The organism is Pseudomonas sp. H2_D02, assembly GCF_054677635.1.
Genome location: NZ_CP162816.1, coordinates 5804941 through 5830363, shown reverse-complemented (window position 1 = coordinate 5830363; position 25423 = coordinate 5804941). Strand labels below are relative to the sequence as shown.

Genomic DNA, 25423 nt, shown 5'->3' with positions numbered 1-25423 from the left:
AACGAGTGTCCCTGATCGCTTCTGACCACTTCCGCATCGTTGTCGGCCTCGGCAAGAGCGGCATGTCCCTGGTTCGCTTCCTGGCGAGCCGGGGCGTGTCGTTTGCCGTGGCCGATACGCGGGAAAATCCGCCTGAGCTGGCCACGCTGCGCCGTGACTATCCGCAGGTGGATGTGCGTTGTGGCGAATTGGACGTCGAGTTCCTGTGCCGCGCCGACGAACTCTACGTGAGCCCCGGCCTGGCGCTGGCGACCCCGGCCTTGCAGGCTGCGGCCGCCCGTGGCGTGAAGATGTCCGGCGACATCGAGCTGTTTGCGCGCAACGCCAAGGCACCGATCATCGCCATCACCGGCTCCAACGCGAAGAGCACCGTGACCACCCTGGTCGGCGAAATGGCTGCCGCCGCCGGCAAGCGTGTCGCCGTGGGCGGCAACCTGGGCACGCCGGCGCTGGACTTGCTCAATGACGATATCGAGTTGTACGTCATGGAGCTGTCCAGCTTCCAGCTTGAAACCACCGACCATCTCGGCGCCGAAGTGGCGACCGTGCTCAACATCAGCGAAGACCACATGGACCGCTACAGCGGCCTGCCGGCTTATCACCTGGCCAAGCACCGGATCTTCCGCGGCGCCCGCCAAGTGGTGTTCAACCGCCAGGATGCGTTGACCCGTCCGCTAATGGGCGAAGGCCTGCCGTGCTGGACCTTCGGCCTCGGTGTCCCTGATTTCAAAGGCTTCGGACTGCGCGAAGAGAACGGCGAAAAATACCTCGCCTTCGAGTTCCAGAACCTGATGCCGGTGCGCGAACTGAAGGTTCGTGGCGCTCACAACCAGGCCAACGCCCTGGCGGCGCTGGCCCTGGGGCATGCGGTCGGCTTGCCGTTCGACGCCATGCTCTCGGCCCTGCGCAACTTCGCCGGGCTCGAACATCGCTGCCAGTGGGTGCGCGATCTTGATGGCGTGGCCTGGTACAACGATTCCAAGGCCACCAACGTCGGTGCCGCGCTGGCGGCCATCGAAGGCCTGGGCGCGGACATCGACGGCAAGCTCGTGCTGATCGCCGGTGGCGACGGCAAGGGCGCCGACTTCAAGGACCTGCGCGATCCGGTGGCCGCAAACTGCCGTGCCGTGGTGCTGATGGGCCGCGACCGCGAGCTGATCGCTGCTGCAATCGGCGATGCCGTGCCGCTGGTGCGCGTCGCTTCGCTGGACGAAGCCGTGCAGCAATGCCGTGCCCTCGCACAACCCGGCGATGCTGTCCTGTTGTCGCCGGCCTGCGCCAGTTTCGACATGTTCAAGAACTACGAAGAGCGCGGGCAATTGTTCGCCCGGGCCGCGGAGGACTTGGCATGAGCCTGATGAACATCATCAAGCCGTATCCGTCGCCGTTGATCACCGGGCGCGGCATCGACCTGGATTTCCCGATGCTCGCCGGTTGCCTGGCCTTGCTCGGCCTCGGCCTGGTCATGATCACCTCCGCCTCGTCGGAAGTGGCTGCCGTGCAGTCGGGCAACACGCTTTACCACATGATCCGTCACCTGATTTACCTGGTGATCGGCCTGGGTGCCTGCGTCGTCACCATGATGGTGCCGATCGCCACCTGGCAACGCCTGGGCTGGATGATGCTGCTCGGTGCCTTTGGCCTGTTGGTCATGGTGCTGGTGCCGGGCATTGGCCGCGAGGTCAACGGCTCGATGCGCTGGATCGGCTTCAGCTTCTTCAACGTTCAGCCTTCGGAAATCGCCAAGGTCTTCGTGGTGATTTTCCTGGCCGGTTACCTGGTGCGTCGCCAGAAGGAAGTGCGCGAGAGCTGGATGGGCTTCTTCAAGCCGTTCATCGTGTTGCTGCCGATGGCGGGCTTGCTGCTGATGGAGCCGGACTTCGGCGCCACGGTGGTGATGATGGGCGCGGCGGCGGCCATGCTGTTCCTCGGTGGCGTGGGGCTGTTCCGCTTCATCCTGATGGTGGCGCTGGCGGTGGCGGCGGTGACGGTGCTGGTGCAGGCGCAACCGTATCGGATGGCGCGCCTGATTACTTTTACCGATCCGTGGGCCGACCAGTTCGGTTCCGGCTATCAATTGACCCAGGCGCTGATCGCCTTCGGTCGTGGCGAATGGCTGGGTGTGGGCCTGGGCAACAGCGTGCAGAAGCAGTTCTACCTGCCGGAAGCGCATACCGACTTCGTATTCTCGGTCTTGGCCGAAGAGCTGGGCGTGGTGGGTTCCCTGTGCACCGTCGCCCTGTTCGTATTCGTTTGCGTACGCGGCATGTACATCGGCTTGTGGGCCGAGAAGGCCAAGCAGTTCTTTGCCGCCTATGTGGCGTATGGCCTGTCGTTCCTGTGGATCGGCCAGTTCCTGATCAACATCGGCGTGAACGTCGGCCTCTTGCCGACCAAGGGCCTGACGCTGCCGTTCCTCAGTTATGGCGGCAGCTCCCTGGTGATCTGCTGTGCCTGTCTCGGCCTGTTGTTGCGCATCGAATGGGAGAGTCGCACCCACCTGGGCAGCGAAGAGATGGAATTCCAGGAGAGCGACTTCGCCGAGGAGCCGACTCATGGGCGCTAACGTGCTGATCATGGCCGGCGGTACCGGTGGACATGTGTTCCCGGCGCTGGCTTGTGCCCGGGAATTCCAGGCGCGCGGCTACACCGTGCACTGGCTGGGTACGCCACGGGGCATCGAGAATGAACTGGTGCCGGCCGCTGGCCTGGAGCTGCACCGGATCGATGCCAGCGGTTTGCGAGGCAAAGGCAAGCTGTCGCTGCTCAAGGCGCCGCTGATGTTGCTCAAGTCGATCTGGCAGGCGCGGGCGATCATTCGTCGGCTGCGGCCGGTGTGCGTCGTCGGCTTCGGTGGCTATGTGACCGGTCCGGGTGGCGTTGCGGCAAAACTGGCCGGTGTGCCGGTGATCGTCCACGAGCAGAACGCCGTGGCCGGTACCGCCAATCGGTTACTGGTGCCGTTGGCCGCTCGGGTCTGTGAAGCCTTTCCCGACACCTTTACCCTGTCGGGCAGCCGTCGCACCACCGGGAATCCGGTGCGCACCGAGCTGTTCCTCGATACACCGCGCCCGGCCCTGGCCGGACGCAAGGCGCGTTTGCTGGTCCTGGGCGGAAGCCTGGGGGCAGAACCGTTGAACAAATTGCTGCCCGAAGCCCTGTCGCAGGTCGTTCCCGAACTGCGCCCGGAAGTGTTTCACCAGGCTGGCAAAAATCACGATGAAGTGACCGCCGAGCGCTACCGCGCCGCAGGCGTCGAGGCGCAAGTGCAGCCTTTCATCAAAGACATGGCCCAGGCCTATGGCTGGGCCGACCTGGTGATCTGCCGCGCAGGCGCGCTGACCATCAGTGAACTGGCTGCCGCCGGTCTGCCCTCGATGCTGGTGCCTTTGCCCCACGCCATCGACGATCACCAGACTCGCAACGCCGATTATTTGGCCCGTGAAGGCGCTGCCTTCCTGATGCCACAAAGAACGACTGGCGCCGCGGATCTTGCTGCGCGCCTGACAGAGGTCCTGATGCAGCCGCAAACACTCGAAGACATGGCCCGCGCCGCGCGCCGCCTGGCCAAACCCGATGCCACCGCCCAAGTGGTCGATAGCTGCCTGGAGGTGGCCCATGGTTGAGAATCGCAAAGCCATGCCGCAACCGGAAATGCGCCGCATCCGTCGCATCCACTTCGTCGGGATCGGCGGCGTGGGCATGTGCGGGATCGCCGAGGTGTTGCTGAACCTGGGTTACCAGGTCTCGGGCTCCGACCTGAAGGCTTCCCCGGTGACTGAGCGCCTGGAGTCCTTTGGCGCGCAGATTTTCATCGGCCACCGCGCCGAGAACGCCGCCAACGCCGACGTGCTGGTGGTGTCCAGCGCCGTGAACACCTCCAACCCGGAAGTCGCCACTGCCCTGGAACGCCGCATTCCCGTAGTGCCGCGTGCCGAAATGCTGGCCGAACTGATGCGCTATCGCCACGGCATCGCCGTCGCCGGTACCCACGGCAAGACCACCACCACCAGCCTGATCGCTTCGGTGTTCGCGGCCGGTGGCCTGGACCCGACGTTCGTGATCGGTGGTCGCCTGAATGCTGCTGGCACCAATGCCCAGCTGGGCACCAGTCGCTACCTGATCGCCGAAGCCGACGAGAGCGATGCGAGTTTCTTGCACCTGCAACCGCTGGTCGCCGTCGTTACCAACATCGACGCCGACCACATGGCGACCTACGACGGCGACTTCAACAAACTGAAGAAAACCTTCGTCGAGTTCCTGCACAACCTGCCGTTCTACGGTCTGGCGGTGGTGTGCCTGGACGACCCGGTGGTGCGTGAAATCCTGCCGCTGGTCAAGCGTCCGACCGTGACCTACGGCTTTGGCGAAGACGCCGACGTTCGCGCAATCAATGTGCGCCAGCAGGGCATGCAGACCTACTTCACCGTGCTGCGTCCTGATCGCGAGCCGTTGGACGTGTCGGTGAACATGCCCGGCAACCACAACGTGCTCAACGCACTGGCGACCATCTGCATCGCCACCGACGAAGGCGTCAGTGATGAAGCGATCGTCCAGGGCCTGTCCGGGTTCCAGGGCGTGGGCCGGCGCTTCCAGGTCTACGGCGAACTGCCGGTGGACGGCGGCAACGTGATGCTGGTCGACGATTACGGTCACCACCCGACCGAAGTCGCGGCGGTGATCAAGGCCGTGCGTGGCGGTTGGCCGGAGCGCCGCCTGGTGATGGTCTACCAGCCGCACCGCTACAGCCGCACCCGCGACCTGTATGACGATTTCGTCCAGGTCCTGGCCGACGCCAACGTGCTGCTGTTGATGGAAGTCTACCCGGCCGGCGAAGAGCCGATCCCCGGCGCCGACAGCCGCCAGCTGTGCCACAGCATTCGCCAACGCGGCCAATTGGACCCGATCTACATCGACCGCGGCGTGGACCTCGCGCCACTGGTCAAGCCGCTGCTGCGCGCCGGCGACATCCTGCTGTGCCAGGGCGCTGGCGATATCGGTGGCCTGGCCCCGAAACTGTTGAATAGTCCGTTATTCGCCGGCGCCATCGTGGCCTCCAGCGAGGGGAAACTGAAATGACTGCTGCCTACGCCAACCTGGTCTCGACCCTCGAGCCGAAAGCCTTCGGCCGCGTTGCCGTGCTGTTCGGCGGCAAGAGCGCCGAGCGCGAGGTGTCCCTCAAGTCCGGCAACGCCGTGCTGCAAGCCTTGCAAAGCGCTGGTGTCGACGCCTTCGGGATCGACGTGGGCGATGACTTTCTGCAGCGCCTGCTGAGCGAAAAGATCGACCGCGCCTTCATCATTCTTCACGGTCGCGGCGGCGAAGACGGCAGCATGCAAGGCCTGCTCGAATGCCTGGGCATTCCCTACACCGGCAGCGGCATCCTCGCGTCGGCCCTGGCGATGGACAAGCTGCGCACCAAGCAGGTCTGGCACAGTCTCGGCATCCCGACGCCGCGTCACGCCGTGCTGGCGTCCGAGGCCGATTGTATTTCGGCGGCGACGGAACTGGGCTTCCCTTTGATCGTCAAACCGGCCCATGAAGGTTCCAGTATCGGCATGGCGAAAGTGAATTCGCTGCCTGAGTTGACCGCAGCCTGGAAGGACGCCAGTTCCTACGATTCGCAAGTGTTGGTCGAGCAATGGATCACCGGTCCCGAGTTCACCATCGCCACCCTGCGTGACCAGGTGTTGCCCCCGATCGCGCTGGGCACGCCTCACACGTTCTACGACTACGACGCCAAGTACATCGCCAATGACACCCAGTACCGCATTCCCTGCGGGCTGGATGCTGCCAAGGAAAAACAACTGATGGACCTCACGGCCAAGGCCTGTGAGGCGCTGGGTATTGCCGGTTGGGGCCGGGCAGACGTGATGCAGGACGCCGATGGGCAGTTCTGGTTCCTGGAAGTCAACACCGCCCCCGGCATGACCGATCACAGCCTGGTGCCGATGGCGGCCCGCGCCGCCGGCCTTGATTTCCAGCAGCTGGTGCTGTCGATTCTCGCCGCCAGTGTCGGCAAACAAGAGCCAAGAGGTTAAGCCATGCAAGGCGCATCGCTTCGTCATCAGCCCTCCGCACCCGGCCGCAAGCCGGTGCCGCGGGGTGCCAGCCGAATGGTGGCCAAGGAGCCGATGTCGGCGCGCTTGCCGAAAGCCAATTTTGGTTTTCTCAAGAGCCTGTTCTGGCCGGTGCTGCTGGTGGCGTTGGGGTTCGGTACCTACGAAGGCGCCCAACGGCTGCTGCCTTACGCCGATCGGCCGATCGCCCGGATCAACGTCCAGGGCGACCTGAGCTACATCAGCCAGCAGGCGGTGCAGCAACGGATCGCCCCGTTCGTCGCGTCGAGCTTCTTCACCATCGACCTGGCGGGCATGCGCACGGAGCTGGAGCAGATGCCCTGGATCGCCCATGCCGAAGTCCGGCGGGTGTGGCCTGACCAGGTGTCGATCCGCCTGGAAGAGCAATTGCCGGTGGCCCGTTGGGGCGACGAGTCGCTTTTGAACAACCAGGGCCAGGCGTTTACGCCACGGGAACTGGCCAATTATGAACATTTGCCACAACTGTTCGGTCCACAACGGGCCCAGCAGCAAGTGATGCAGCAATACCAGGTGTTGAGCCAGATGTTGCGGCCATTGGGCTTCTCCATCGCGCGCCTGGAACTGCGTGAGCGCGGCAGTTGGTTCCTGACCACTGGCGCGGGCAGCTCGGGGCCGGGCATCGAGCTGTTGCTCGGGCGCGGCAACCTGGTGGAAAAGATGCGCCGCTTCATTGCCATCTATGACAAGACGCTCAAAGAACAGATTACGAACATTGCGCGCATCGACCTGCGCTACGCCAACGGCCTCGCTGTTGGCTGGCGGGAACCTGTAGCGCCGACGACGGCCGTACCCGCCGTCGCGAAGAATTAAGAAGAGGCTGGACCCATGGCAAACGTGCAAAGCGGAAAAATGATCGTCGGTCTTGATATCGGCACTTCCAAGGTGGTGGCGCTGGTAGGCGAAGTCGCGGACGACGGCACGCTGGTCATCGTCGGGATCGGTACACACCCGTCCCGCGGCTTGAAGAAGGGCGTGGTGGTGAACATCGAGTCCACCGTGCAATCGATCCAGCGCGCCATCGAAGAGGCGCAGCTGATGGCCGGTTGCCGGATCCACTCGGCGTTCGTCGGCGTCGCGGGCAATCACATCCGCAGCCTGAACTCCCACGGCATCGTGGCGATTCGTGATCGCGAAGTCAGCTCCGCCGACCTCGAACGCGTGCTCGACGCGGCCCAGGCCGTGGCGATCCCGGCTGACCAGCGTGTGCTGCACACCCTGCCGCAGGACTACGTGATCGATAACCAGGAAGGCGTGCGCGAGCCCCTGGGCATGTCCGGCGTGCGCCTGGAAGCCAAGGTCCACGTGGTCACCTGTGCGGTGAACGCTGCGCAGAACATCGAGAAATGCGTGCGCCGCTGCGGCCTGGAAATCGACGACATCATCCTCGAGCAATTGGCCTCGGCCTACTCGGTGCTGACCGACGACGAGAAAGAGCTGGGCGTGTGCCTGGTGGACATTGGCGGCGGCACCACCGACATCGCGATCTTCACCGAAGGCGCGATTCGCCACACGGCCGTGATCCCGATTGCCGGCGACCAGGTGACCAACGACATCGCCATGGCGTTGCGCACCCCGACCCAGTACGCCGAGGAAATCAAGATCCGCTATGCCTGCGCCCTGGCGAAGCTGGCCGGTGCCGGCGAAACCATCAAGGTGCCAAGCGTCGGCGACCGTCCACCGCGCGAACTGTCGCGCCAGGCCCTGGCCGAAGTGGTCGAGCCGCGCTACGACGAGCTGTTCACGCTGATCCAGGCCGAACTGCGTCGCAGCGGCTACGAAGACCTGATCCCGGCCGGCATCGTGCTGACCGGCGGTACGTCGAAGATGGAAGGCGCGGTCGAGCTGGCCGAAGAGATTTTCCACATGCCGGTGCGCCTGGGCGTGCCCCATGGCGTCAAGGGCCTGGATGACGTGGTGCGCAACCCGATCTATTCCACCGGCGTGGGCCTGTTGATGTATGGCCTGCAAAAGCAGTCCGACGGGATCTCGTTCTCGGGGATAGGCAGCCGCGACAGCTACAGCAGCGACGAGCCGAAGGCACCGTTGTTCGAGCGGCTGCAGGCTTGGGTGAAAGGCAATTTCTGACTGATTCAAGCTTCAAGCGCCGGGTTTCAGGCTCGGCGTGCAAGACGGCAACAAACGCAGTAGGCGAAAAAAACTAGAGAATGTAAGGAGAGGGAACATGTTCGAACTCGTAGACAACATCCCCGCTAGCCCGGTTATCAAAGTAATCGGTGTCGGCGGTGGCGGCGGCAACGCTGTCAACCACATGGTCAAGAGCAACATCGAAGGCGTCGAGTTCATCTGCGCCAACACCGATGCTCAAGCGCTGAAAAACATCGGCGCGCGGACCATCCTCCAACTGGGTACCGGCGTGACCAAGGGCCTGGGTGCCGGCGCGAATCCTGAGGTCGGCCGTCAGGCTGCCCTGGAAGACCGCGAGCGCATCGCTGAAGTCCTGGCCGGCACCAACATGGTGTTCATCACCACTGGCATGGGCGGCGGTACCGGTACCGGTGCAGCACCGATCATTGCCGAAGTGGCCAAGGAAATGGGCATCCTCACCGTTGCGGTGGTGACCCGTCCGTTCCCGTTCGAAGGCCGCAAGCGTATGCAGATCGCCGACGAAGGCATCCGCGCGCTGAGCGAAAGCGTCGATTCGTTGATCACCATCCCCAACGAGAAGCTGCTGACCATCCTGGGCAAAGACGCCAGCCTGCTGTCGGCTTTCGCCAAGGCTGACGATGTACTGGCCGGTGCCGTTCGCGGTATCTCCGACATCATCAAGCGTCCTGGCATGATCAACGTCGACTTCGCCGACGTCCGCACCGTGATGTCCGAAATGGGCATGGCGATGATGGGCACTGGCTGCGCCAGCGGTCCGAACCGTGCGCGCGAAGCGACCGAAGCGGCCATCCGCAACCCGTTGCTGGAAGATGTGAACCTGCAGGGCGCCCGTGGCATCCTGGTGAACATCACCGCCGGTCCGGATTTGTCCCTGGGCGAATACTCCGACGTCGGTAGCATCATCGAGGCGTTCGCTTCCGACCACGCGATGGTCAAGGTCGGCACCGTGATCGATCCGGACATGCGTGACGAGTTGCACGTGACCGTGGTTGCCACTGGCCTGGGCGCGAAAATCGAGAAGCCGATGAAGGTGATCGACAACACCGTCCAGACTGCCATGGCCTCCCAGCCACAACAGCAACCGGCCGCTCGTCAGGAAGCGCCAGCGGTGAACTACCGTGATCTGGACCGCCCGACCGTCATGCGCAACCAGGCCCAGGCCGGCGCTGCGACTGCCGCGAAGATGAATCCGCAAGATGATCTGGATTACCTGGACATCCCGGCATTCCTGCGTCGCCAGGCCGATTGATGGAATGTATCAGGGGTATACGGGTGATTGGTGTTCAGCAAAGGTCTGGTCTGCTATCATCGCCAGCCTTTGTTGATACCAGTTCGCAATTTGCGCTGAAGCGGCCCATGCCATGATTAAACAACGCACCCTGAAGAATATTATCCGTGCCACAGGTGTCGGCCTGCACTCCGGCGAGAAGGTCTACCTGACCCTCAAGCCAGCGCCTGTCGATACCGGCATCGTGTTTTGTCGTGCCGACCTCGACCCTGTGGTGCAGATTCCTGCTCGCGCGGAAAACGTTGGTGAAACCACTATGTCGACCACGCTGGTCAACGGTGACACCAAAGTGGACACGGTGGAGCATCTGCTCTCGGCCATGGCTGGCCTGGGCATCGATAACGCCTACGTCGAGCTCTCCGCGTCCGAAGTCCCGATCATGGATGGCAGCGCCGGACCTTTCGTATTCCTGATTCAATCGGCTGGCCTGGAAGAACAGGACGCGGCCAAGAAGTTCATCCGCATCCTGCGGGAAGTGACAGTGGAAGACGGCGACAAGCGCGCCACTTTCGTCCCTTTCGAAGGTTTCAAGGTGAGCTTCGAGATCGATTTCGATCACCCGGTTTTCCGTGACCGCACCCAGAGTGCAAGCGTGGATTTTTCCAGCACTTCGTTCGTAAAAGAAGTCAGCCGCGCCCGTACCTTTGGCTTCATGAGTGACATCGAGTACCTGCGCAAGCACAACCTCGCACTCGGCGGCAGTGTTGAAAACGCGATCGTGGTCGATTCCGATGGCGTGTTGAACGAAGACGGCCTTCGTTATGAAGACGAATTCGTCAAGCACAAGATCCTCGATGCGATTGGCGACCTCTACCTGCTGGGCAACAGCCTGATTGGTGAGTTCAAGGGCTTCAAGTCCGGCCATGCACTGAACAACCAGCTGCTGCGCAAGTTGATTGAGCAGAAAGATGCTTGGGAAGTCGTGACGTTCGAAGACGCCAGCACCGCACCAATCTCTTACATGCGCCCTGTCGCGGCCGTGTAAGCAAAAAACCTCTCTAGTTTTTTAAAGGCTGCCTTCGGGTGGCCTTTTTTTATGGCCGGCTTTTAAAAGTTTGAGTGGAGTTTTTTGTGGCGAGGGAGCTTGCTCCCGCTGGACTGCGGAGCAGTCCTTAAGCTGGCAATGCGGCGTTCCAGGGCGAGTGTACTACTGTTTTTTGGGGCCGCTTCGCGGCCCAGCGGGAGCAAGCTCCCTCGCCACGGAGAACGCACCTCGGTCTTTACATCGCACAAACCACACGATTGCGTCCACTGGCCTTGGCCTGGTACAGCGCCTTGTCCGCAGCAAGCAAGAGTTGTTGCAGTTCCCCGTATGGCCCGTTCAGCCAAGTGGCAATACCGATACTCACCGTCATGGGCGCTTCACCCTCGACGACAGGTAGCAACTGCTCTACCGCGTCGCGAATGTTCTGGGCCATGGTGAAGGCGCCGGCGGTGGTGGTCTCTGGCAGCACCACCGAGAATTCTTCCCCGCCATAGCGCGCCGCCAGGTCGGCAGGGCGTCGGACATGTTGGCCGATCAACTGGGCCAAGGTTCGCAGGGCTTCGTCGCCCTGTTGATGACCATGGCGATCGTTGAACGCCTTGAAGTGATCCGCGTCGATCATCAGCACAGACAGCGGTTGGCCCGAACGTTGGGCACGCTGCCATTCCTGATGCAACGTTTCGTCCAGCGTTCGGCGATTGGCCAGGCCGGTAAGGGAATCGACGGACGCCAATTTTGCCAGCTCCCGCTCGGCGCTGTGGCGGCGTCGCAGCTCACGGCGCAGCAACCAGGTGAGCCAGAGCAGGCTGATGCACAGCGCGACCGTGGCGCCACTGATCAGGAGCGCCGTACGTTGCCACGATGCGAAGACTTCTTGGGATGAGAGCGCGACCACGACGATCAGCGGCAAGTTACCGACCCGGGAAAAGGTATACAGGCGCTGTGTCTGATCGACGCTGGATACGCCGGAGAAGCTGCCGTTGCCTTCGCGCAGGATGCGCACGAAGTTCGGTCGATTGCTGAAATTCTTGCCGATCATGTCGTCAGCCAAGGGCGGCTCCTGGGCCAGCAGCGTTCCGTCGCCGCTGACCAGGTTGACCGTGCCGCCGCGACCGATGTTCAGGCTTTTGAACAGTTGGCTGAAATAGCTCAGGCGCATCGCGGCCTCGGCCACGCCCATGAACTCGCCCCGGTCGTCATCCAGGCGGTAGCTGAAGCTGATGCGCCAGTCATGCGGCTCGCTTCGAGCCCGGAACGGGGGACTGATCATCATGCTCGGGCTTGGATCCTGGAGATGTGACTGGAAATATTCCCGTTCGGCGTAGTTGCCTGTGCGGGGCTCGACAGAGGCCGAGTCAGCAATCACATCGCCGCGTTTGTCGAGCAGAAGGATGTCGCCTTTATAGGGCGCTGCGGTGGCGCGATCGAACAGGGCGAGGTGGCGGATCGTTGGCGAAACGTCTTTGAGGTCCTGGCGTTTTGCCGCGGCAATCAGGCCCTGCAATGAAACATCGTAGAGTTCTACGTTGCGCAGCACATCGGCGTCGATCAGTTGCACGATATTGCTTGCCGCACGCGTTGCAGCCTGCTCGGCGCTGGCGTGTTCACGGATCAGCAGGAACGTCACGATACTCAGGATGGCAATGACAACCAGCGAGCTGGCCAGAACGAGAACCCGTTCCGAACGTATCGAAAACGGGATATTGCCGGGTGTTGCACTGCTCGCGCTCATGGTTCCGATCTGCATTGTCATGTGGCTGGGATCCTTCCCATAGGCTGCTCATCTACAACTGCCGATGACCGGCAGAGACAATACTGGCCTTTTGCAAGATTGTGCTCGGGACACTGGAATTGAGCAATCCACATCGTGGCTTATTTCAAGCCGGCAAACGGATTCCGAAGGTGTTTGCGCCGCAGTCGCTGCGCACGAATACATCGCCGCCATGCATCAACGCGATCGCCTTGACGATGGCGAGCCCTAATCCGTGGTTGGCGCCGCTGTTGCTGCGTGATGCATCCACCCGATAGAAGCGTTCGAACAGTCGCGGCAAGTGTTCGCCGGCGATCGGTTCGCCGGGGTTGGTGACGCCGAGGGTGATCTGGTCGCCAACGGCTTCGATGCGCACGTCGATCACCTGGCCGGGCGCGGTGTGCTGGACCGCGTTGCTGAGCAGGTTGATCAGGGCTCGGCGCAGGTGGGCGATTTCGATGGTGGCTTGGGCATCGCCGCTGACGTGAACCTCGACCTGGGCGTCCTCCAGGATGAAATCCAGGTAGTCGAGGGTGGTTGCCACTTCGTCGGCGAGGGACGTCGTGGTCAGCTTGGTGGCCTTGCTGCCCTGGTCCGCGCTGGCGAGGAACAGCATATCGTTGATGATGGAGCGCAGCCGCTCCAGCTCCTCGAGGTTCGATTGCAGCACTTCGAAGTAATGCTCCGCCGAACGCCCACGGGTCAGCGCCACCTGGGTCTGGCCAATCAGGTTGGTCAATGGGGAGCGAAGCTCATGGGCCACGTCGGCGTTGAACGATTCGAGCCGGGAGTACGCCTGTTCGACCCGATCGAGGGTCGCATTGAACGAATTGACGAACTGGCTGAGTTCCGGCGGCAATGGCGAGATTCGCAAGCGCCCGGAAAGGCGAGGCGGGGCCAGGCGTTGGGCTTCGTCGGACAGCTTGATGAGCGGCTTGAGACCGATGCGCGCGACCCAATAACCCAGCAGCGATGCCAGCAACACACCGATGCAGGCCAGGCTCACCAGCGCCACCAATAAATGATGCTGGGTCTGATAGAAGGTCTCGGTGTCGATGCCGATGATGAAGCGCAGGGGCGGGCGTTGGTCCTTGGCCGGGAACTGGCTCACCAGGACTTTCATCGGAAAGTGCCGATCAGGCAACGTCAGGTCGCGCTTGCCCAACGGGCCTTGGGCAACGGTGCGAACCTGCGGATCGGGGTTGCCGTATTCAAAGCGCGGGTCGCCGCTGACGATCCAGAAATGGATGCGCTTGTCTTCTTCGCCCAGCAACCGCAGCTTGTTGTTGATCTTCACCCAGTGTTCGGACGTGCCATAACGACCCACGGTGGATTCGAGCACGCTGTAGCGGGCATCGAGTTCCGCTTCCGGCAACAGGCCCAGGCCTTTTTCGACCTGCTGGTACAAGGCGCCGCCAATCAGCAGGAACACCAGCGCCGCCACCAGGGTGAACATGCCGCTCAGGCGCAGCGCAATGCTGTTACTCACCTCGATTCTCCAGCACGTACCCCATCCCTCGGATGGTGTGCAGGAGCTTGTGCTCGAAGGGCCCGTCCAGCTTGGCCCGCAGGCGCTTGATCGCCACCTCGACGACGTTGGCGTCGCTGTCGAAATTGATGTCCCAGACCATTTCGGCAATGGCCGTCTTCGACAGGATTTCGCCCTGGCGGCGGGCCAGGACGCTGAGCAGCGAGAACTCTTTGGCGGTCAGGTCCAGGCGCTGCCCGGCCCGGGTGGCCTTGCGGCTGATCAGGTCGATCCACAGGTCGGCAATGCTGACCTGCACCGGTTCGTGACCGCTGCTGCGGCGGGTCAGGGCTTGCAGGCGCGCCACCAGTTCGAGGAAGGAAAATGGCTTGCCCAGGTAATCGTCGGCACCGTCGCGCAGGCCCTTGATGCGGTCTTCGACCCGTTCGCGGGCGGTGAGCATGATGACCGGCGTCTGCTTGCGGGCGCGCAAGGCACGCAACACGCCAAAACCGTCCAGGCCCGGCAGCATGACGTCGAGCACGATCACCGCGTAGTCATTTTCCAGGGCCAGGTGCAGTCCCTCGACGCCGTCGGGCGCCACGTCCACGATGTAACCCTGTTCGGTGAGGCCGCGGTGCAGGTAGTCCGCGGTTTTTTCTTCGTCTTCGATGATCAGGATACGCATGGCCCGGCCTCAGTCTGCATTCGCCAGCGCCGCCGGCGCGGGGCCGGGCTGAAGGGCGTGTCGATGGAACAGTCGCTCCAGCCACAAGTATATGACCGGTGTGGTGAACAAGGTCAGCGCCTGGCTGACCAGCAGGCCGCCCACGACCGCGATGCCCAACGGCTGGCGCAGTTCGGCGCCGGGGCCGTAGCCGAGCATCAGCGGCAGCGCGCCGAGCAGGGCGGCGAGGGTGGTCATGATGATCGGGCGGAACCGGGTCAGGCAGGCCTGGAATATTGCCTCCTGAGGCGCCAGGCCACCGTTGCGCTGGGCATCGATGGCGAAATCGATCATCAGGATGCCGTTTTTCTTGACGATCCCGATCAGCAGCACCAGGCCGATCAACGCCATGATCGAGAAATCCTGGCCCAGCAGCCAGAGCATGATCAGGGCGCCAAGGCCGGCCGAGGGCAGGGTGGAAATGATGGTTAGCGGGTGCACGAAACTCTCGTAGAGCACGCCGAGGATGATGTACACCGCCACCAATGCGGCGAGGATCAGCCAGGGCTGGCTCTTCAGCGAACTCTGGAACGCCTGGGCCGCGCCCTGGAAACTGCCGGTGATGGCGGCGGGCATGCCGATTTCGTTCTTGGCCTGGTCGAGCAGGCGCACCGCATCCCCCAACGCCACGCCTGGGGCCAGGTTGAACGACAGGTTGGCGGCCGGGAACATGCCGTCATGGGCAATCGACAGCGGGCCGTTGGTCGGCGCATCGAAGCGGGCCAGAGCCGAGAGCGGCACCATTTCCCCGCTCAGCGGCGAGCGCAGGTAGAAATACGCCAGGCTCTCGGCCTTGCCACGCTGTTGGGTGTCGAGCTCGAGAATCACGTTGTACTGGTTGGTCTCGGTCTGGAATTCGTTGATCTGCCGCTGGCCGAACGCGTCATACAGGGCCTGGTCGACGTCGGTGGCGGTGAGGCCGAAGCGGGCTGCTGCGCTGCGGTCGATGTTGATGTGGGTGATGCTGCCGCCCAGTTGCAGGTCGTTGGAAATGTCACGAAACGCCGGAATGCTGCGCAGCTTGTCGGTGAGTTTCTGCGTCCAGGCATTGAGGGTCGGCCCGTCATTGCTCTTGAGCACGTACTGGTATTGGGCGCGGCTGGGGCCGGAGCTGAGGTTGATATCCTGCCCGGCCCGCAGGTACAGCACGACACCGGGGATCTTCTGCAATTTCGGGCGGATCCGATCGATGAAGCCGCTGGCTGATACATCACGCTCGCCCCGGGGCTTCAGGGCGATCCAGAAGCGGCCATTGGCGATGGTCTGGTTGTTGCCCGAGACGCCGACGGAATGGGAGAAGGTCTGCACCGCCGGATCGGCGGCGACGATCTCGGCCAGGGCCTTGTGCTTGGCCACAATGTCCGGGAACGACACGTCGGCGGCGGCTTCGCTGGTGCCCAGCACCAGGCCGGTGTCCTGTACCGGGAAGAACCCCTTGGGAATGAACACGTAGCCCACCACGGCAAGCGCCAGGGTCAGGCCGAACGCGCTGATCATCAGCTTCTGGTGAGCGAGGGCCCGCCGCAGGCCTCGCTCATAGCCGCCCAGCAGGCGCTCGCCGAAACCTGGACGAGCGTGGGCATGGTGTTTCGGTGCGCGCATGAACAGCGCGGCCAGGGTCGGCGCCAGCGTCAGGGACACCACCACCGAAATCAGGATCGTCGAGGTGGCAGTCAGCGCGAATTCCTTGAACAACCGTCCGACCACGCCGCCCATGAACAAGAGCGGAATGAACGCCGCCACCAGCGAGAAGCTGATGGACACCACGGTGAAGCCGATTTCCCCGGCGCCCTTGATGGCCGCCTCGCGCATGCCATCGCCAGCCTCCAGGTGCCGGTGGATGTTCTCCACCACCACGATGGCGTCGTCCACCACGAACCCCACCGAGATGACGATCGCCACCAGGGTCAGGTTGTTCAGGCTGAATCCCATCACGTACATCAGGGCGAAACTGGCGGTCAACGACACGCCCAGCACCGCCGAGACAATCAGCGTCGCCGAGAGCTGGCGCAGGAACAGCGCCATCACCGCCACCACCAGCAACACCGCAATCAGCAGGGTGATTTCCACTTCATGCAACGAGGCGCGGATGGTCTGGGTGCGATCGATCATCACCTTGACTTGTATCGCCGCGGGCAGCATGGCCTCCAGGGTGGGCAGGGCGGCCTGGACGCGATCGACGGTCTCGACGATGTTCGCGCCCGGTTGGCGGAAGATGACCAGGTTGACGCCGGGTTGATCATCGGACCACGCCTGGACGTAGGCGTTTTCCGAACCGTTGACGACCTTGGCGATGTCCTTGAGATGAACCGGCGCGCCGTCCCGGTAGGACACGATCAGCTCACCGTACTCCTCGGGCTTGAACAATTGGTCGTTGGTGGACAGCGTTGAAATGCTCGACTCACCGTAGAGCGCGCCCTTGGCGAGGTTGAGGCTGGCCTGCTGGAGTGACAGACGAATATCGGCCAGGGTCAGGCCGATCGCCGCGAGTCGGTCGGCAGACGCCTGGACTCGGATCGCCGGGCGCTGCTGGCCGGTGATGTAGATTTGCCCGACGCCATCGATCTGGCTGATCTGGCGGGCGAGCAGGGTCTCGACGTAATCACTCAATTCGGTGCCTGGCATCAGGTCGGAGCTGATGCTGAGGATCAGTACCGGGCTGTCGGCCGGGTTGACCTTGCGCCAGGTCGGCAGGTTCGGCATGTCATTGGGCAACTTGCCGGCGGCGGTGTTGATGGCCGCCTGCACTTCCTGGGCGGCGGTGTCGATGCTCTTGTCGAGGCTGAATTGCAGGATCAGGTTGGTCGAGCCCAATGCACTGCTGGAAGTCATCTGGGTGATGCCGGGGATGGCGCTGAACTGGACTTCCAGCGGGGTTGCCACCGACGACGCCATGGTTTCGGGGCTGGCACCGGGCAACTGCGCATTGACCTGGATGGTCGGGAATTCCGCCTCGGGCAACGGCGCGACAGGCAGCCGCGGAAAGGCGATCAACCCCAGCAGCACCAGGGCGAACGTCAGCAGCACCGTGGCGATGGGGTGATTGATGCACCACGCCGATATCGAACCGCGGCCCTTCATGGCTGTGCCTGCCCGGTCTTGGCGAGGGCGGGCGGATCTCCAAGTATCTGGATGCTGGCGCCAGGCTTGAGGCGTGACTGGCCGTCGCTCACCAACTGGTCACCGGCGTTGACGCCTTTGATGATGTGCATGCCGCTGTCCTGGTACACCATTTCCACCGGCACGCTTTCCACCTTGTCGCCCTGGACCCGGTACACGAAGTGTTGCTCCAACCCGCGCTGGACCACGGTCGGCGGTACCACCAGCGCACCCTTGTCGATCGCAGTCTGGATCTTCAGTGTCACCAGTTGTCCCGGCCACAGTCGTTGGGCGGCGTTGTTGAATTCGGCCTTGGCGCGCAGGGTTCCGGTGTTGGTGTTGATCTGGTTGTCGATGAGACTGAGGCGCCCTTCGCCCAGCAGTTCCCCGGTGGCGCCGTCGGCACCGATGTAGGCCTTGACCAGGGCCTGGTCAGGGGCGGCGATCAGGCGCTGCAGCGTCGGCAGCATCTGTTGCGGCAACGAGAATTCCACCGCGATCGGGTCGATCTGGGTCACGGTGAACAAGCCTTCGGCATCGCTGGCACGCAAGAAGTTGCCTTCGTCCACGTTGCGAATGCCGACGCGACCGGTCACCGAAGAGCGGATCTGGGTATAAGAAAGCTGGACCTGCGCAGAGTCGATGGCCGCCTGGTTGCCCTGGGCCGTGGCCTTGAGCTGATTGACCAGCGCCTGTTGCTGGTCGTAGGTCTGCTTGGATACGCCGTCATCGACGCTCAGCAACTTGTAGCGCTTGAGATTGACCTGGGCCACGGCCAACTGCGCCTGGCTCTCGCCGAGCTGGGCGCGGGCCTGGTCGAGACTGGCGCGGATGGAGCGGTCGTCGATGGTTGCCAGCAGGTCGCCCTTCTTGACCAGTTGTCCTTCCTTGACCAGCAGCTTGGTGAGAATGCCGTCGATCTGCGGACGGATCACCACGCTGTGCAGCGACAGTACCGTGCCGATGCCGCTGGCAAAGCGCGGCACATCCTTTTCGACCACGCTCACGACTCTTACCGGTACGGCGCTCGCAGCACTGGGTTTGGTGGCGACGGGCTTCATCGAGAACCACAGGACCAGCGCCCCCAAGGCGACCAACAGTGCGACGAGCAGGAACGTTTTTTTCTGAATGTGCATGGATGCGAAGAGCCGGTTCGGGACGGTGGGATTTCTATCTGTCTTATATAGCGTTGCGAGGCGGTCAGGAAGGTGACGGCTAGCTGTCAGGGCTGTCAGTTTCGTCCCGGTTTTCCGTCAGACGGAACTCCACCCTTGCATCTGCTCCGTGGCACCGCGATTTCGTGCAGGTATACTGCTGCGTTTCGCGGCTCGGTTACCGAGCCACGCATACTCAATTGTGGCGAGGGAGCTTGCTCCCGCTTGAGTGCGAAGCGCTCACAGAAATGGGCCCGCTTCGCAGCCCAGCGGGAGCAAGCTCCCTCGCCACGGTTTGTTGTCCCACTCAAGTGAATAACTCAAATGACTTCCCCAATACCATCGCCCGCGGACGAACGCTTGCCCGGCGAATCGTCTGGCCAGACGGACAGCGATGTTGCCAACGCCGACGACAGCAAGGCGGCGATCCCGGCCTTCAAGTTCCCGTTCAAGCCCGGTGAACTGTCGGCGGCCAAAGGTGCCGGGCAACAGCCCTGGTACAAGAACGGCGCGAAGAACGGCCACACCAAGACTCCGGGTGCCGCGCCGCCCGGTACCCGTCGTTCGATGGGCAAGCGCTGAGATCGTCCTCCGTACGCGGTCGCGGATTCAGTTCGCGACCCGTGCCCCGGTCAGGCTTCCACTCAATTCATAAGCCGTCAGTTCGGCCTGGTGCGCCGCGAGGATTTCCGGCAACGAGCCTCGCAGGTACTCGACCCACGTCTTGATCTTCGCATCCAGGTATTGGCGCGATGGGTAGATGGCGTAGAGGTTCAGCTCCTGGGAGCGATAGTTGGGCATGACCCGCACCAGCGTGCCGTTGCGCAAGCCTTCGATGGCGGCATACACCGGCAACACCCCCACACCCATGCCGCTGGTGATCGCGGTTTTCATCGCATCGGCGGAGTTCACCAGGAACGGTGAGCTGTTGATGGTGACCATTTCCTGGCCTTCCGGGCCGTCGAACACCCATTTCTCCAACGGAATGACCGGACTGACCAGGCGCAGGCAGGCGTGGTTGAGCAGGTCGCTGGGTTTCTGCGGGCAGCCGCTGGCTTTCACATAGCCAGGCGATGCGCAGACGATGCTGTAGGTGATCCCCAGGCGCTGGGACACGAAGCCTGAATCCGGCAATTCGCTGGCGAGCACGATGGAAACGTCGTAGCCCTCGTCGAGGATGTCCGGCACACGGTTGGCCAGGGTCAGGTCGAAGGTCACGTCCGGATGGGTCTTGCGATACCGGGCGATGGCGTCGATGACGAAGTGCTGGCCGATGCCGGTCATGGTGTGGACCTTCAACTGCCCGGCCGGGCGCGCGTGGGCGTCGCTGGCCTCGGCTTCCGCTTCTTCGACATACGCCAGGATCTGTTCGCAACGCAGCAGGTAGCGTTTGCCGGCCTCGGTCAGGGCGATGCGCCGGGTCGTGCGGTTGAGCAGGCGGGTTTGCAGATGAGCTTCCAGGTTGGAAACCGCGCGCGAGACATTGGCTGTAGTGGTATCGAGCTGCGCGGCGGCAGCGGTGAAGCTTCCGGCTTCGGCAACACAGCTGAACGCGCGCATGTTTTGCAAAGTGTCCATGGAGGGCTCTCTTGGAAGGTGGCAAATTGTGACATGAAGTTACAGCGCTACGGGACCCCGACTAATGGATTATCGCGTTAACGGTAACAAAGATTCGCAGAAAGGTCGGCTTATCGCCGTTGGGGTCGGTCCCTAGAATTGCTGCCACTGCAGGATCGGTCTGGCTTCAGAGAACCTGTGGGAGCGAGCTTGCTCGCGATGAGGCCTTCACTGACGACACGTGAAGTGAATGCCAGGACGCCATCGCGAGCAAGCTCGCTCCCACAGGTTTGCCGTCATCCGCAGACCGTCGTCATGCCCTTTATTTTTCAGGAATTTAGCGCCAGTGCCGCGTTGCATCAGCAGAGAGCTGAAGACTCTCAGTGTTTGGGTTTTGACGTTGACCATCAGCGGTTGCATCGGCACGGGGGGGATTGCACCGCAAGGCGAGGCATTGTCGCCCAACCAATTGGCAACCGACGAAGCGATTCGCGAGGCCGCCCGCGACGCCCATTGGCCGAGCCGCCAGTGGTGGAAAGCCTATGGCGATCCGCAACTCGATCGCTGGATCGAGCAGGCCGTGCAAGACAGCCCGAGCCTGGCCATGGCCACCGCCCGGGTGCGGCAGGCCAGGGCCATGGCCGGTGTCGCCGAGGCGGCCGAGTCGTTGCAGATCAATGGCGAGGCAACCCTCAAGCGCCACAACTGGCCGACCGATCAGTTCTACGGCCCGGGCGAGTTGGCCAATACCACCACCTGGGACAACAACGCCGGCCTGGGCCTGAGCTACGCCCTGGACCTGTGGGGCCGCGAGCGCAACGCCAGCGAGCAGGCTGTCGACCTGGCCCATGTCAGCGCTGCCGAGGCGCGGCAGGCGCAGCTGGAATTGCAGAACAACATCGTGCGCGCCTATATCCAGTTTTCGCTGCACTACGCCCAGCGCGATATCGTTGCCGCGACGCTCCGTCAACAGGAGCAGATTCTCGAACTGGCGCAGAAGCGCCTGGACGGTGGCATCGGCACCCACTTCGAGGTCAGCCAGGCCCAGGCGCCGCTGCCCGAAACCCATCGTCAACTCGACGCCCTTGATGAAGCGATTGCCTTGAGCCGCAACCAATTGGCTGCGCTGGCGGGCAAGGGGCCGGGCGACGGCGCGGGCCTGCAACGTCCCACCCTGGCGTTGGGAACCCCATTGAAATTGCCGTCCGCGTTGCCCGCCGAACTGCTCGGCCAGCGCCCGGATGTAGTGGCCGGACGTTGGCAGGTGGCGGCCCAGGCCCGGGGCATCGATGTCGCCCGGGCCGGTTTCTATCCCAACGTCGACCTGGTGGGCAGCCTGGGCTACATGGCCACCGGCGGCGGGGCGCTGGAGTTCCTGACCGGCAAGAAACTCACCTACAACGTCGGCCCGGCGATCTCGCTGCCGATCTTCGATGGCGGGCGCCTGCGTTCGCAGTTGGGCGAGGCGGCCGCCGGTTACGACATCGCCGTGGCCCATTACAACCAGACGTTGGTGACCGCGCTCAAGAGCATTTCCGACCAGTTGATCCGCCGCGAGTCGATGGACAAACAACAGGTTTTCGCCGCCGAGTCCGTCGCCGCTGCCCAGCGCACCTATGACATTGCAATGGTAGCTTTCCAGCGCGGGCTGACCGACTACCTCAATGTGCTCAACGCCCAGAGCCTGTTGTTCAAGCAACAACAGGTGCAACAACAGGTGGAAGCGGCGCGCCTGAGCGCCCATGCCGATCTCGTGACGGCGTTGGGGGGCGGGCTGGAGGCTGGCAACGATACCGCTGACTTGAGCCATGCCCCGTGGCGAGGGAGCTTGCTCCCGCTGGACTGCGCAGCAGTCCCTTCAGGTGGGTGCTGCGCACCCAAGCGGGAGCAAGCTCCCTCGCCACGATGCTGAGTATCCTTGCGTGACGTATCTACTCTGGCTGTATCGCCTCGAATGGCGCCGTGGTTTCTTTGATTGGGCCCGCAGCGATGGCGTGACCTGGGTCTATATCTTCAAGGTCTTGCTGGCCGCGTTCCTGACGTTGTGGCTGGCGATGCGCCTGGAATTGCCCCAGCCGCGTACGGCGATGATCACCGTGTTCATCGTCATGCAACCCCAGAGCGGCCAGGTTTTCGCCAAGAGCTTTTATCGCTTGCTCGGCACCTTGGCCGGCTCGGCGGTGATGGTTGCGTTGATCGCCTTGTTCGCCCAGAACACCGAGCTGTTCCTCGGCTGCCTGGCGATCTGGGTCGGCATCTGTTCGGCGGGAGCGGCGCGTTATCGCAACTTCCGGGCCTATGGTTTCGTGCTGGCCGGCTACACCGCAGCGATGATCGGCCTTCCGGCCTTGGCCCATCCGGAAGGGGCCTTCATGGCGGCCGTGTGGCGGGTGCTGGAAATTTCCCTGGGGATTCTCTGTGCCACCGCCGTCAGTGCCGCGATCCTGCCGCAAACCGCCAGTGCCGCCATGCGCAATGCGCTCTACCAGCGCTTTGGTGTGTTCGCCCTGTTCGTCACCGATGGCTTGCGCGGGCGCAGCCAACCGGAGGCATTCGAGGCGCGCAACGTGGGGTTCATCGCCGAGGCGGTAGGGCTGGAGGGCTTGCGCAGCGTGACCGTGTTCGAAGACCCGCACATGCGCCGGCGCAACGGTCGGCTCAGTCGCTTGAACAGCGAGTTCATGAGCCTGACCACGCGTTTCAACGCCTTGCACCAGTTGCTCGAACGGTTGCGCACCGGCGCGGCGGACTCGGTGGTGAGCGCCATCAAGCCCGGATTGCAGAACCTGGCCGAACTGCTGGATGGCTTCAGCGCAAGGGCCTTGACCGATGCCGATGCGGCACGGCTGGCAGCGGCGTTGGCTGATTACAAGGCCGACTTGCCGGCCCAGGTGCGCCGATTGCGGGCGCAATTCCAGGAGACGGAACCCAGTGACGCGCAGCAACTGGATTTCCACACCGCTTATGAGCTGCTGTATCGCTTTGTCGAGGACCTGCATGGCTACGCCCAGACCCATGCTTCCCTGGCCGAGCATCGCCATGAACGGGAACGTTGGGATGAGCCGTTCGTGTCGCAGACCAACGGCCTGGCGGCCGCCGCTTCCGGTTTTCGCGCAGCCTTCATCCTGCTGGTGCTGGGCAGCTATTGGGTCGCCACGGCCTGGCCGAGCGGCGCGACCATGACGATGATCGCCGCCGCCACCGTCGGGCTATCCGCGGCTACGCCGAACCCCAAGCGCATGGCATTCCAGATGGCCTGCGGCACATTGGTCGGGGCATTGGTCGGCTTCGTCGAGATGTTTTTCGTCTTTCCCCTGATCGACGGTTTCCCCTTGCTCTGCGTAATGCTGGCGCCGGTGATCATGCTGGGTTCGTTTCTCAGTTCTCGACCGCAGCATGCCGGGGTCGGGCTGGGTCTGCTGATTTTTTTCAGCACCGGTTCCGTGCCGGACAACCTGGCGGTCTACAACCCCTACACCTTCATCAACGATTACATTGCAATGATCCTCGGCATGCTGGTGTGCGCCGCCGCTGGCGCGATCATCCTGCCGCCCAACAGCCGCTGGATGTGGCGCCGGCTCGAACAGGACCTGCGCGAACAAGTGGTGTTCGCCATCAGCGGCAAGCTCAAGGGCTTGGCCTCGGGTTTCGAGAGCCGCAGCCGGGACTTGCTGCACCAGGCCTATGGGCTGGCGGCGGGGCAGCCCCGGGTGCAACGGAATTTGCTGCGCTGGATGTTCGTAGTGCTGGAAATCGGCCACGCGATCATCGAGTTGCGCAAGGAGCAGGCGACGCTGCCGGTGCATCCGGCCTATGCCGAAAGCCAGCCATGGCGCCAGGCGATCCGAGTGATGGGACGCGCGCTGGTGCGGCTGTTCCGCCAACCGAACCAGAGCAATCTGGAGCGCGCACTCGTGGCGGTGGACCACGCCATTGGCCGCGTGCAGGCCACTGACGAGCCTTTCGCCCCGCACTTCGATACCTCGGCCCTGCGTCGGGTGAAAAGCTACCTGCACTTCATCCGCACCTCGCTGCTTGACCCGCAATCGCCCTTGGCGGCTTACACCACGCCGCCTCCCCAGGAACTTGAACATGCCCCGTGAAATCGCCTTCCACGGCGTTTACATGCCCACCATGACCCTGATGTTTTTCATCGCCGCCGGCCTGGCCTGGGCGTTGGATCGTTTCCTCTCGGGGTTGGACCTGTACCGTTTTTTCTGGCACCCGGCGCTGCTGCGCCTGAGCCTGTTCACCTGCCTGTTCGGCGCACTGGCGCTGACGGTCTACCGTTGAGATCGACACAATGAAAAAGCTTTTCAGCCTGCTGGCGACGTTGCTGGTGCTGGCCTTGGCACTGTGGATCGGCCGTACGCTATGGGTGCATTACATGAACACACCCTGGACCCGCGATGGGCGGGTGCGGGCCGACATCATCAATGTCGCCGCCGACGTCAGCGGCGAGGTGGTCGAGGTGCCGGTGCGCGACAACCAGTTGGTGAAAAAGGGCGACTTGCTGATGCGCATCGACCCCGAGCATTACCGCATCGCGGCGAAGCAGGCACGCTCCCTGGTGGCGTCGCGCAAGGCCACCTGGGAAATGCGCAAGGTCAATGCGCACCGACGTGCCGACCTGGACAGCCTGGTGATTTCCCGGGAAAACCGTGACGACGCCAGCAACATCGCCGACTCGGCCCTGGCCGATTACCAGCAGGCCCAGGCGCAACTGGAGGCGGCCGAACTGAACCTGGCCCGCACCGAGGTTCGCGCGGCGGTGGACGGCTACGTCACTAACCTCAACGTGCACCGTGGCGACTATGCGCGCATGGGCGAGGCGAAAATGGCGGTGGTGGACATGAATTCGTTCTGGGTCTACGGCTTCTTCGAAGAAACCAAGTTGCCCAAGGTGCGGGTAGGCGATTCGGCGCAGTTGCAACTGATGAGCGGTGAGGTGCTCAAGGGCCATGTGGAAAGTATTTCCCGAGGGATCTACGACCGCGACAACCCCGAGAGCCGCGAGTTGATCGCCGACGTGAACCCGACGTTCAACTGGGTACGCCTGGCCCAGCGGGTGCCGGTGCGCATTCATTTGGATGAGGTGCCGGATGGCGTGCTGCTGGCGGCGGGGATGACCTGTACGGTGGTGGTCGAGCCGCCCGTTGGGCGCTGA

General features: G+C 63.1%; 20 protein-coding genes. 14 read left to right on the top strand and 6 right to left on the bottom strand.

All coding sequences use genetic code 11. The features are described 5' to 3' along the window. The first annotated feature begins 5 nt into the window (after nt 1–5). From murD to lpxC, 9 genes are all read left to right on the top strand, one after another. On the top strand, nt 6–1352 hold the full coding sequence (murD, locus tag AB4N42_RS26665; RefSeq protein ID WP_030139680.1) for a UDP-N-acetylmuramoyl-L-alanine--D-glutamate ligase: 1347 nt from the start codon (nt 6–8) through the stop codon (nt 1350–1352). Beyond that, nucleotides 1349–2566, top strand: coding sequence for a putative lipid II flippase FtsW (gene ftsW, locus AB4N42_RS26660; RefSeq protein WP_030139679.1), 1218 nt, complete (start codon nt 1349–1351; stop codon nt 2564–2566). The genes murD and ftsW overlap by 4 nt, the downstream gene beginning before the upstream one ends. Then, nucleotides 2556–3626 carry an undecaprenyldiphospho-muramoylpentapeptide beta-N-acetylglucosaminyltransferase gene (gene murG / locus AB4N42_RS26655; RefSeq protein WP_030139678.1) on the top strand — a complete coding sequence of 357 codons (1071 nt, stop codon included), beginning with the start codon at nt 2556–2558 and terminating at the stop codon, nt 3624–3626. The genes ftsW and murG overlap by 11 nt, the downstream gene beginning before the upstream one ends. After that, nucleotides 3619–5079 carry a UDP-N-acetylmuramate--L-alanine ligase gene (gene murC, locus AB4N42_RS26650; RefSeq protein ID WP_030139677.1) on the top strand — a complete coding sequence of 487 codons (1461 nt, stop codon included), beginning with the start codon at nt 3619–3621 and terminating at the stop codon, nt 5077–5079. Before murG ends, murC begins: the two co-directional genes overlap by 8 nt. Beyond that, a complete protein-coding gene (locus AB4N42_RS26645) occupies nt 5076–6041 on the top strand; it encodes a D-alanine--D-alanine ligase (RefSeq protein ID WP_030139676.1) in 966 nt (321 codons plus the stop codon). The genes murC and AB4N42_RS26645 overlap by 4 nt, the downstream gene beginning before the upstream one ends. 3 nt (nt 6042–6044) lie before the next feature. Then, a complete protein-coding gene (locus AB4N42_RS26640; protein WP_030139675.1) occupies nt 6045–6911 on the top strand; it encodes a cell division protein FtsQ/DivIB in 867 nt (288 codons plus the stop codon). A 15-nt stretch (nt 6912–6926) separates the two neighbouring features. Beyond that, on the top strand, nt 6927–8186 hold the full coding sequence (gene ftsA / locus AB4N42_RS26635) for a cell division protein FtsA (protein WP_003205342.1): 1260 nt from the start codon (nt 6927–6929) through the stop codon (nt 8184–8186). Nucleotides 8187–8283: 97 nt separating this feature from the next. Then, nucleotides 8284–9477: a cell division protein FtsZ gene (ftsZ, locus tag AB4N42_RS26630; RefSeq protein ID WP_030139674.1), complete on the top strand. Its 1194-nt coding sequence runs from the start codon at nt 8284–8286 to the stop codon at nt 9475–9477. A 112-nt stretch (nt 9478–9589) separates the two neighbouring features. Beyond that, on the top strand, nt 9590–10501 hold the full coding sequence (gene lpxC, locus AB4N42_RS26625) for a UDP-3-O-acyl-N-acetylglucosamine deacetylase (RefSeq protein WP_030139673.1): 912 nt from the start codon (nt 9590–9592) through the stop codon (nt 10499–10501). A 235-nt stretch (nt 10502–10736) separates the two neighbouring features. On the opposite strand, the gene AB4N42_RS26620 is transcribed toward lpxC, so the two are convergent. From AB4N42_RS26620 to AB4N42_RS26600, 5 genes are all read right to left on the bottom strand, one after another. Continuing rightward, a complete protein-coding gene (locus AB4N42_RS26620) occupies nt 10737–12233 on the bottom strand; it encodes a GGDEF domain-containing protein (protein ID WP_030139672.1) in 1497 nt (498 codons plus the stop codon). A 145-nt stretch (nt 12234–12378) separates the two neighbouring features. Next, the gene (locus tag AB4N42_RS26615; RefSeq protein WP_198796647.1) at nt 12379–13746 is read right to left on the bottom strand and encodes a heavy metal sensor histidine kinase; all 1368 of its coding nucleotides are present in this window, start codon (nt 13744–13746) and stop codon (nt 12379–12381) included. Continuing rightward, nucleotides 13733–14407: a heavy metal response regulator transcription factor gene (locus tag AB4N42_RS26610; protein WP_030139690.1), complete on the bottom strand. Its 675-nt coding sequence runs from the start codon at nt 14405–14407 to the stop codon at nt 13733–13735. The genes AB4N42_RS26615 and AB4N42_RS26610 overlap by 14 nt, the downstream gene beginning before the upstream one ends. A 9-nt stretch (nt 14408–14416) precedes the next feature. Further along, nucleotides 14417–17527 carry a multidrug efflux RND transporter permease subunit gene (locus AB4N42_RS26605; protein WP_460115572.1) on the bottom strand — a complete coding sequence of 1037 codons (3111 nt, stop codon included), beginning with the start codon at nt 17525–17527 and terminating at the stop codon, nt 14417–14419. Continuing rightward, nucleotides 17524–18681 (bottom strand): efflux RND transporter periplasmic adaptor subunit, encoded by a 1158-nt coding sequence (locus AB4N42_RS26600; protein WP_323154179.1) that lies wholly within the window; start codon nt 18679–18681, stop codon nt 17524–17526. Before AB4N42_RS26600 ends, AB4N42_RS26605 begins: the two co-directional genes overlap by 4 nt. 342 nt (nt 18682–19023) lie before the next feature. Here AB4N42_RS26600 and AB4N42_RS26595 point away from each other — a divergent pair, with 342 nt between their 5' ends. Next, a complete protein-coding gene (locus AB4N42_RS26595) occupies nt 19024–19281 on the top strand; it encodes a hypothetical protein (protein WP_030139668.1) in 258 nt (85 codons plus the stop codon). 27 nt (nt 19282–19308) lie between these two features. Here the strand turns inward: AB4N42_RS26595 and AB4N42_RS26590 are convergent, their stop codons facing one another. Then, the gene (locus tag AB4N42_RS26590) at nt 19309–20277 is read right to left on the bottom strand and encodes a LysR family transcriptional regulator (RefSeq protein ID WP_030139667.1); all 969 of its coding nucleotides are present in this window, start codon (nt 20275–20277) and stop codon (nt 19309–19311) included. A gap of 325 nt (nt 20278–20602) precedes the next feature. Here AB4N42_RS26590 and AB4N42_RS26585 point away from each other — a divergent pair, with 325 nt between their 5' ends. Genes AB4N42_RS26585 through AB4N42_RS26570 form a run of 4 tightly spaced genes read left to right on the top strand, consistent with a single transcriptional unit; the run spans nt 20603 to nt 25423 of the window. Further along, nucleotides 20603–22168, top strand: coding sequence for an efflux transporter outer membrane subunit (locus tag AB4N42_RS26585; protein WP_460115571.1), 1566 nt, complete (start codon nt 20603–20605; stop codon nt 22166–22168). 10 nt (nt 22169–22178) lie between these two features. After that, on the top strand, nt 22179–24359 hold the full coding sequence (locus AB4N42_RS26580; RefSeq protein ID WP_460115570.1) for an FUSC family protein: 2181 nt from the start codon (nt 22179–22181) through the stop codon (nt 24357–24359). Next, nucleotides 24349–24549: a DUF1656 domain-containing protein gene (locus AB4N42_RS26575; RefSeq protein ID WP_003205331.1), complete on the top strand. Its 201-nt coding sequence runs from the start codon at nt 24349–24351 to the stop codon at nt 24547–24549. The genes AB4N42_RS26580 and AB4N42_RS26575 overlap by 11 nt, the downstream gene beginning before the upstream one ends. Nucleotides 24550–24559: 10 nt before the next feature. Next, a complete protein-coding gene (locus AB4N42_RS26570) occupies nt 24560–25423 on the top strand; it encodes an efflux RND transporter periplasmic adaptor subunit (protein ID WP_198796597.1) in 864 nt (287 codons plus the stop codon).

What these genes read in the sequence shown, in the direction of transcription:
- ftsW (WP_030139679.1), top strand. Translation starts at nt 1,349, where the DNA reads ATGAGCCTGATGAACATCATCAAGCCGTATCCGTCGCCGTTGATCACC.
- murG (WP_030139678.1), top strand. Translation starts at nt 2,556, where the DNA reads ATGGGCGCTAACGTGCTGATCATGGCCGGCGGTACCGGTGGACATGTG.
- murC (WP_030139677.1), top strand. Translation starts at nt 3,619, where the DNA reads ATGGTTGAGAATCGCAAAGCCATGCCGCAACCGGAAATGCGCCGCATC.
- AB4N42_RS26645 (WP_030139676.1), top strand. Translation starts at nt 5,076, where the DNA reads ATGACTGCTGCCTACGCCAACCTGGTCTCGACCCTCGAGCCGAAAGCC.
- AB4N42_RS26640 (WP_030139675.1), top strand. Translation starts at nt 6,045, where the DNA reads ATGCAAGGCGCATCGCTTCGTCATCAGCCCTCCGCACCCGGCCGCAAG.
- ftsA (WP_003205342.1), top strand. Translation starts at nt 6,927, where the DNA reads ATGGCAAACGTGCAAAGCGGAAAAATGATCGTCGGTCTTGATATCGGC.
- ftsZ (WP_030139674.1), top strand. Translation starts at nt 8,284, where the DNA reads ATGTTCGAACTCGTAGACAACATCCCCGCTAGCCCGGTTATCAAAGTA.
- lpxC (WP_030139673.1), top strand. Translation starts at nt 9,590, where the DNA reads ATGATTAAACAACGCACCCTGAAGAATATTATCCGTGCCACAGGTGTC.
- AB4N42_RS26620 (WP_030139672.1), bottom strand. Translation starts at nt 12,233, where the DNA reads ATGAGCGCGAGCAGTGCAACACCCGGCAATATCCCGTTTTCGATACGT.
- AB4N42_RS26610 (WP_030139690.1), bottom strand. Translation starts at nt 14,407, where the DNA reads ATGCGTATCCTGATCATCGAAGACGAAGAAAAAACCGCGGACTACCTG.
- AB4N42_RS26605 (WP_460115572.1), bottom strand. Translation starts at nt 17,527, where the DNA reads ATGAAGGGCCGCGGTTCGATATCGGCGTGGTGCATCAATCACCCCATC.
- AB4N42_RS26600 (WP_323154179.1), bottom strand. Translation starts at nt 18,681, where the DNA reads ATGCACATTCAGAAAAAAACGTTCCTGCTCGTCGCACTGTTGGTCGCC.
- AB4N42_RS26595 (WP_030139668.1), top strand. Translation starts at nt 19,024, where the DNA reads ATGACTTCCCCAATACCATCGCCCGCGGACGAACGCTTGCCCGGCGAA.
- AB4N42_RS26590 (WP_030139667.1), bottom strand. Translation starts at nt 20,277, where the DNA reads ATGGACACTTTGCAAAACATGCGCGCGTTCAGCTGTGTTGCCGAAGCC.
- AB4N42_RS26575 (WP_003205331.1), top strand. Translation starts at nt 24,349, where the DNA reads ATGCCCCGTGAAATCGCCTTCCACGGCGTTTACATGCCCACCATGACC.
- AB4N42_RS26570 (WP_198796597.1), top strand. Translation starts at nt 24,560, where the DNA reads ATGAAAAAGCTTTTCAGCCTGCTGGCGACGTTGCTGGTGCTGGCCTTG.